Annotated in this window: 8 protein-coding genes; all 8 read left to right on the top strand. The window is 69.9% G+C overall.

What is annotated here, in order from left to right:
• The coding region (locus Q0D75_RS20770; RefSeq protein ID WP_291057756.1) for a M15 family metallopeptidase at positions 1 to 739 on the top strand (739 nt) is incomplete at its 5' end.
• Between the two features lie 20 nt (positions 740 to 759).
• Entirely contained in the window at positions 760 to 1,650 is an 891-nt protein-coding gene (locus tag Q0D75_RS20765; RefSeq protein ID WP_291057754.1) for a hypothetical protein, read from the top strand.
• 56 nt (positions 1,651 to 1,706) lie between these two features.
• Positions 1,707 to 2,615: an amidase domain-containing protein gene (locus tag Q0D75_RS20760; protein WP_291057752.1), complete on the top strand. Its 909-nt coding sequence runs from the start codon at positions 1,707 to 1,709 to the stop codon at positions 2,613 to 2,615.
• A gap of 54 nt (positions 2,616 to 2,669) precedes the next feature.
• Complete coding sequence (locus tag Q0D75_RS20755; protein ID WP_291057750.1) at positions 2,670 to 2,906, top strand: type II toxin-antitoxin system prevent-host-death family antitoxin; 237 nt, start codon at positions 2,670 to 2,672, stop codon at positions 2,904 to 2,906.
• Positions 2,903 to 3,307: a type II toxin-antitoxin system VapC family toxin gene (locus Q0D75_RS20750; protein WP_291057748.1), complete on the top strand. Its 405-nt coding sequence runs from the start codon at positions 2,903 to 2,905 to the stop codon at positions 3,305 to 3,307. The genes Q0D75_RS20755 and Q0D75_RS20750 overlap by 4 nt, the downstream gene beginning before the upstream one ends.
• Before the next feature lie 164 nt (positions 3,308 to 3,471).
• A complete protein-coding gene (locus tag Q0D75_RS20745) occupies positions 3,472 to 4,506 on the top strand; it encodes a 2-dehydropantoate 2-reductase N-terminal domain-containing protein (protein ID WP_291057746.1) in 1,035 nt (344 codons plus the stop codon).
• Positions 4,507 to 4,600: 94 nt separating this feature from the next.
• Complete coding sequence (locus Q0D75_RS20740) at positions 4,601 to 6,082, top strand: amidohydrolase family protein (protein WP_291057744.1); 1,482 nt, start codon at positions 4,601 to 4,603, stop codon at positions 6,080 to 6,082.
• Positions 6,083 to 6,185: 103 nt separating this feature from the next.
• Positions 6,186 to 7,261: amidohydrolase family protein (locus tag Q0D75_RS20735; protein ID WP_291057742.1), on the top strand; the 1,076-nt coding region annotated here is incomplete at its 3' end.

The raw sequence follows: 7,261 nt of genomic DNA, 5'->3' as shown, positions 1-7,261 counted from the left end.
CTCGACCGCCTCCGCCACCCCGACGCTGCCGGCGCCGAGCTTCACCGCGCCCCCGACGGAGGAACCCGTGACCCCCACCACCCCGCCGCCCGCCCCCGCCCCCGCGCCCGCCGGCTTCGACAAGACCGCGAACTCCATCGACGACCCGACGAGCCCGTGGGTGGTGGTGAACAAGCTGCGCCCGCTCGCCGACGGCAGCGAGTACACCCCGCCTGACCTCGTCGACCTGCCGGCGGACATGCCGAACCCCAACGGCTACCAGTTCCGGGCGGATGCGACGGCGGCGCTGGAAGAGATGTTCCACGCGGCGATGAACGAGATCGGCGTGCAGCTGGTGGCCCAGAGCGGCTACCGCTCCTACAGCGTGCAGGTGCGCGCCTACGACTACTACGTGAACTCGCTCGGCGTCGAGGGCGCCGACCTCACCTCGGCCCGCCCCGGCTACAGCGAGCACCAGACCGGGATGGCCATGGACATCCTCGACACGGTCTCCGGATGCTCGACCGACGGCCGCTGCTTCGCCGACACCGCCGCGGGTCAGTGGCTCGCCGCGAACGCCTACCGCTTCGGCTTCATCCTGCGCTACCCCGACGGCGGCACCCCCGTCACCGGCTACGAGTTCGAGCCCTGGCACTACCGCTGGGTCGGCGTGCCCCTGGCCACCGAGATGCACGACACCGGAATCACCACCCTGGAGGAGTTCTTCGGCCTCCCGGCGGCTCCCACCTACGCGGGCTGACTCCGCGTAGGGTCGCTCGTGTGAAGGTCGAGACCACGATGATGCGGGGAGCGCGCGTCCTGGCGCGTCGTGGCGCGGCGGTTCTGCTGGCGGCGGCGGTGCTGGCCGGATCGAGCGGATGCGTCGGCGGCACCGCAGGCACGGGCGGCGGCGATGCGGCGCCGGCCGTGACCGCCGAGCAGGATTCGGCACGCGAGCGGGTGGCGGATCTGGCCCGGGCCATCGGCGGGGAACGGCCGAGCGACATCCAGGGGTACGCGCGCGCCGCCGTGGCCGAGGTCTCGGTGAACGCCGACGCGATCGAGCTGATCGGCATCGACGACCAGCAGTCGCTCGACGTGAGCAAGCCGTTCGGGTCGCTCGACCTCCGGGTTCCCGTCGACGCTCAGGATGCGGCATCCGGAGCCCAGGGGGAGACCACCGAGCAGCCGGCCGCCTACTGCTTCCGGGTCGTCTTCGACTATTACGGCAAGGTCGGCGAGTGGGCCACCACCGACGGCGTCGAATCGATCGACTGCCCGCCGGGGGCCGCACCCGTGACGCCGGAGCCCGACACGTCGATCCGGTACGTGCTTGCCGTCAACGCGCGGGAATCGGCGCGCGAGGTGCTTCTCGCCGCCATCCAGAGCGGGCGTCTGCCGTCGGAGTCGGATGTCGTGGCCGAGATCAGCGGGCTGCTCGAGCAGCCCGAGAGCGAACTCGAGCGCGCGGCGCCCCCACAGGTGCTGATCGACGACGCGGAGCGGATCGGTGTGGCGATGGGCGACGCCGACGGGTGCGTGCTGGTGAAGTCGGAGAACGGGCGGGTGCTGGACGTTCGGCCCGCGCCGGTGCTGCTGCAGCCCGGCGAGCTCGGCTGTTCGCCGTCGACGGCTCTAGCCGATCCGGAGACCCTGCGCCCGCCGCACTGATGCACTCCATGTCCCCTTCATAGGGGACACAAATGAAAATGTGTTCGTATGGGTCAATGCCATTCCGCACCCCGCGCTCGTCCTTCTTCTTCGCCGGAGTGATCGCCGTCACGGCGCTCGCTCTGACCGGGTGCGCCGCCGGCACCTCCACCGCCGGATCCGCCTCGCAGGACGTCGCCGCGGGCGATTCCGCCGCAGCAGCCGATCGCGTGGCCGTCTCGTCGGTGACCCCCGCCACGGGCGCGCTGGCCGGCGACACCACCGTCACCATCGCGGGCAGCGGCTTCGACGGCGACTCGGCCGTGGCATCCGTCGCCTTCGGAACCGAGCCGGCGGCCGCGTTCGACGTGGTCGACGACGCCTCGATCACGGCGGTGACCCCCGCCTCGTTCGACTTCGTGGTGGGAGCGGTGCCGGTGACGGTCACGCTCGAGGACGGTTCGGAGATGGCGGCGGATGCGGCGTTCTTATACGAGGTCCAGACCCCTGTCGACGCCCAGATGAGCTACGCCTTCACCTATTGGCAGGACTACAACCTCGCCGAGTGGGGCGAGTTCCCCGACAACGACTGCGGCAACTTCGTGAACCAGACCATGCTCGCCCGCGGCTGGACGCAGAACGCCGACTGGTACAGCGACTACGCCACCACCGGCGACTACAACTACAGCTGGATCCGCGGCAACCCGATGGATGCGTACTACGACTCCCGGCCCGACACCACGCGCTACGAGTTCACCGACCGCAGCCAGCTGAAGATCGGCGACGTCGTGATGCTCGACTGGGATCCGCAGAACGACAACGGCGTCGACCACACGCAGGTGATCTCGAAGGTCACCCACAACGCCGACGGCACCATCTCGATCGCCATGGTGGGCCACACGCTCGATTCCACCTATCGTGACCTCGACAACGCGGTCACCGTCGAGAAGCCGGGCGGAACCGCCCACTTCTACTCGATCTCTTAGACGTCCCCGGCACGATCCCGGATCCGCGTGTATCACGCGTGATACAGTCGTGGTATGGAGACGGTGAGTGTTCGAGAGCTTCGCAATCAGGGCGGCCACGTGCTGGCCAGGGTCACGCGCGGTGAGACCCTCGCGGTCACCAGCGATGGCACGAAGGTCGCCGAGCTGCGACCGCTCCGGCGGCGTGCGCTGACGACGAGGCAGCTGATCGACAGACGCCGGGCACTGCCGGCCGTCGACTTCGACTCGCTGCGCGCCGACATCGACGCGGTGATCGATCCGGCGCTGTGAGCGTGAAGACGCGCGGCCTGCTCGACACGTCGGCCGTCATTCGCCTCGGTGAGGTGAGCGATCCCGACACGCTCCCCGATGAGCTGTTGATCAGTGCGATCACACTCGCCGAACTCAGCGTGGGGCCGCTGGTGGCACACGACGATGCAGTACGTGCTGCCCGTCAAGCGCATATGCAGCAGGCCGAGGCCGACTTCGAGCCGCTTGCCTTCGATGCCGCATCGGCTCGCGCGTTCGGTCAGGTGGCTGCGGCGCTCCGCGGCTCCGGGCGGAAGCCCGCTGCGCGCGCCTACGACGCCCTCATCGCCTCGGTCGCGCTGGCGAATCGGCTGCCGGTCGTCACGGCCAATCCGCGCGACTTCGAGCAGATCCCCGGGCTGACGGTCATTCCCCTGCCGTAGCCCTCGCGCCGGGTGTCCGGAGGCGGGCTCGTGGATGCTCGACTCGCTGCGTGAAGCGTCTCGCCGCTCCGCCTCGGGATTGTGGTATTAGTTCACAACGTGTGAACCTATACCGTACACAATCAGACGGACGCACTGGCGCGTCCGGGGAGAGCGAGGAACCGATGAAGAAGATCGCCGTGGTCGGAACGGGTGCCAACGGGGCCGGGATCGGGGCCGACATGGCCCGTGCCGGGCTGGACGTGACGTTCATCGAGCAGTGGCCGGCGCACGTGGAGGCCATCCGCGAGCGGGGCATCGAGGTGCGCATGCCCGACCGCACGGAGGTGACCGCGGTACCGGCGTTCCACCTGTGCGACGTCGCGACCATCCGTGAGACGTTCGACATCGTGTTCATCGGGGTCAAGGCCTACGACACCCGCTGGGCCTGTGAGCTGATCAGGCCGCTGCTGAAGCCCGACAGCCTGGTCGTGGGCCTGCAGAACGGCATGTCGATCGACGACATCGCGGATGTCGTGGGAGTCGAGCGCACCATCGGCGCGGTGATCGAGCTCGCGTCGAACATGTGGGAGCCGGGGGCGACCAACCGCCAGAATCCGCCCGAGGAGTCGTGGTTCGCGGTGGGCAGCATCTCGCCCGCCACGCACGGCCGGGAGGAAGAGGTCGCCGCCGTGCTGCGGCACGCGGGGACCGTGGAGGTCTCCGACGACATCCGTTCGTCGAAGTGGATGAAGCTCGTGGTGAACGCCGCCGAGCTCGTGCCCTCGGCATTGCTCGGCCTCGAGCTGAACACCGCGGCCGCTGCACCCGGGATGTACGAGTTCATGCTCGCCTGCGGCAAGGAGGCCGTGCGCGCCGCCATCGCCAGCGGCAGCCGGGTGCGCCCGATCTTCGGGATGGGCGACGAGAACGTCGGCGATCCCGACGCCTTCGCCGAGCAGCTGTTCGAGATCGTGCTCACCACGTACTCGCTGCCCGACACCAAGACCACCTCGCTGCAGGACTGGCTGAAGGGTCGCCGCAGCGAGGTCGCCGAGATCAACGGCCGCGTCGTCGCCGAGCTGGCGGCGGTGGATCAGCCCGCGCCGTTCAATCAGTTGGTGGTCGAGCTGGCCGCCCGGGTGGAGGCGGGAGAGCTCGAGGCCACGCCCGCCAACGCCGAGCTTCTGCTCGCGGCGCTCGCCGGTCGACAGGTGTGAATGGGGACTGTATGACAATGTGAAGTGAGAGTTGACAAACGGCGGTGATGCTTCACATACTGGGGGAGACCTACCGGGCTCGACGAGGAGAACCATGGCTGACCTGCCGGCGCACCGCACACTCATCAGGGGTGCTGCCGTCGCGAGTGTGGATCCCGCGATCGGCGACCTGGAGCGGGCCGACATCCTGATCCAGGGGCAGCGGATCGCGGCGGTGGAGCCGGTGTCCCCGGAGACCGGGCTCAGCGCCCTCTCCGCCGCCGCCGAGACGGCCGAGGTGATCGAGGCCGGTGAGATGATCGCCGTCCCGGGGCTGATCGACACCCACCGGCACACCTGGCAGGCCCAGCTGCGCGGCATCCTCGCCGACGGCACCATCCCCGACTACCTGCGCGGGATGCGGCTGCAGATGGCCATCCGCTACCGCGCCGAGGACATGTACGCGGGCAACTACGCCGGGGCGCTCGACGCCATCAACTGCGGCGTGACGTCGATCGTCGACTACTGCCACAACATCCTCGACCCGGAGTGCGCCCACGGCGCCGTGACCGGCCTGCTCGACGCGGGCATCCGGGGGCTGTACGGCCACGGGATGACGCCGGTGACCTCGAACACCTGGTCCGAGGGCGCCGCCGGCCGGGAGGACGTCGCCGACCCCGCCGCCTTCGCACCGCGCGCCCGGCTGGCGCGGGAGATCCGCGAGCAGTACTTCCGCGACGAGTCGCAGCCACTGCGCTTCGGCATCGCGCCGCAGGAGCTGCCCATCGCCCCGGTCGCCGACGTGGCCGCCGAGTTCGCGCTGGCTCGCGAGCTCGGTGCCCGGATGACGATGCACGCCAACCAGCTGGCAGTGCGCCAGCTGTTCCGCGACGTGCAGGTGCTGTCCGAGCACGGCCTGCTCGGCCCCGACCTGCTGCTCGTGCACTGCAGCTTCAACACGCCCGAGGAGTGGGAACTGCTGCGCGGCACCGGCACCACCGTCTCGGTGTGCGCCGAGACCGAGATGCAGATGGGCATGGGCTTCCCGGCCATCCGCGAGGCGACGCAGTACACCCCCGGACCGAGCCTCGGCATCGACTGCGTGAGCGGCGACAGCGGAGACCTGCTCTCGCACGCCCGGCTGGTGCTGCAGGCCACGCGCTGGCGTGACGACAGTGCGGGCTACGAGCGGCTCATCGCGCCGCAGGAGATGCGCTGGACCACGCGTGACGCGCTCCGCTGGATCACCATGAACGGGGCCGTGGCCGCGGGGATGGCCGACGAGGTGGGTTCGCTCACCCCGGGCAAGCGGGCGGATGTGGTGCTGCTGGACATGGGCGGCATCAGCCAGGCCGGCTGGAACCGCCGCGACCCCACCGGCGCGGTGATCTCCCAGACCAACTCCGGCAACGTCGACACCGTGCTGATCGACGGCCGCGTGGTGAAGCGGAACGGGCGGCTGGTGCACGTCGACGTGGATGCCGCGCTCGCCCGCACGCGGGCCTCGCACGACTATCTCTACGAGCAGATGGATCGCCACGGTGGCTTCATCCCGCAACCGCCGATCGACATCCCCCTCTACCGGGAACGGGCCTGACCCCCGCCAGGCCCGTTCCCCCCGCCCGCCGCATCCGATCCGCCCTCGATCCGGGTGCGCGGCGACCCACATCCACCTTGCGACCAATGAAGGAGCACTGGACATGACCGACTCGAGAGACATCCTGATCACCGGAGGCACCGTGCTCACGGGCATCGCCACGGATGCGGCCCTCGCCGACACGGATGTGCTCATCCGCGACGGCCGGATCGCGCAGATCGGCCGGGGCATCGAGGCCCCCGGCGCCGAGGTGATCGACGCCACCGGCAGCGTCGTGATGCCCGGCTTCGTCGACACGCACCGGCACACCTGGCAGGCGATCGTGCGCAACATCGCCTCGGACTGGTCGCTGGACGAGTACATGGCGGGGCTGCACGTGGGTCTCAGCCGTCACTTCCGGCCCGAGGACACCTACGTCAGCAACTACCTCGGCAGCCTGGAGGCGCTCGACTCCGGCATCACCACCCTCGTCGACTGGTCGCACAACCTGCGCACCACGGATCACACCGACGCGGCCGTGAAAGCGCTCGAGGACACCGGGATGCGGGCGGTCTTCGCGCACGGCGGCGGTGCCGCGCAGTGGGGCGGCGTGATGCCCTCGCCGGTGGAGCACCCGCGGGACGACGCCACCAGGCTGCGCACCGAGCGCTTCGCCACGAACGACGGGCTCGTCACCATGGCCCTCGCGCTGCGCGGCCCGCAGTTCACCACCCGCGAGGTCAACCGGGCGGACTTCGAGCTGGCAAAGGATCTCGACCTGCGCGTGACCGTGCACGTGGGCGACGGCCACTGGGGCAAGATGCGCCCCATCCTGATGCTGCAGGAGGACGGCCTCCTCTCGGACACCATCACCTACGTGCACTGCACGACCCTCAGCGACGAAGAGCTGCGGATCATCGCGGCCAGCGGCGGTTCCGCCTCCGTCGCCCCCGACGTGGAGGCGCAGATGGGCCACGGCTACCCGGCCACCGGCCGCCTGCTGGCGGCGGGGGTGCGGCCGTCGTTCTCCATCGACGTGTGCTCCTCGAACGGCGGCGACATGTTCGGCACCATGCGCACGGCCATCGGCCTGCAGCGCGCCGCCGACAACGAGGCTCTCGTGGCCGCCGGCGCCGTGATCGAGCGGATCAGCCTGAACTGCGCCGACGTCATCCAGTTCGCCACCCTCGACGGTGCGAA

This window comes from Herbiconiux sp. (assembly GCF_023264855.1).
In the GTDB taxonomy this organism is placed as follows: Bacteria; Actinomycetota; Actinomycetes; order Actinomycetales; family Microbacteriaceae; genus Herbiconiux.
Note: the sequence above shows the minus strand (reverse complement) of the source record. Positions and strands in the feature narration are given on the sequence as shown.

Coding starts and splice junctions, on each gene's coding strand:
- Q0D75_RS20760 (WP_291057752.1), top strand. CDS start 1,707: ATGCCATTCCGCACCCCGCGCTCGTCCTTCTTCTTCGCCGGAGTGATC.
- Q0D75_RS20755 (WP_291057750.1), top strand. CDS start 2,670: ATGGAGACGGTGAGTGTTCGAGAGCTTCGCAATCAGGGCGGCCACGTG.
- Q0D75_RS20745 (WP_291057746.1), top strand. CDS start 3,472: ATGAAGAAGATCGCCGTGGTCGGAACGGGTGCCAACGGGGCCGGGATC.
- Q0D75_RS20740 (WP_291057744.1), top strand. CDS start 4,601: ATGGCTGACCTGCCGGCGCACCGCACACTCATCAGGGGTGCTGCCGTC.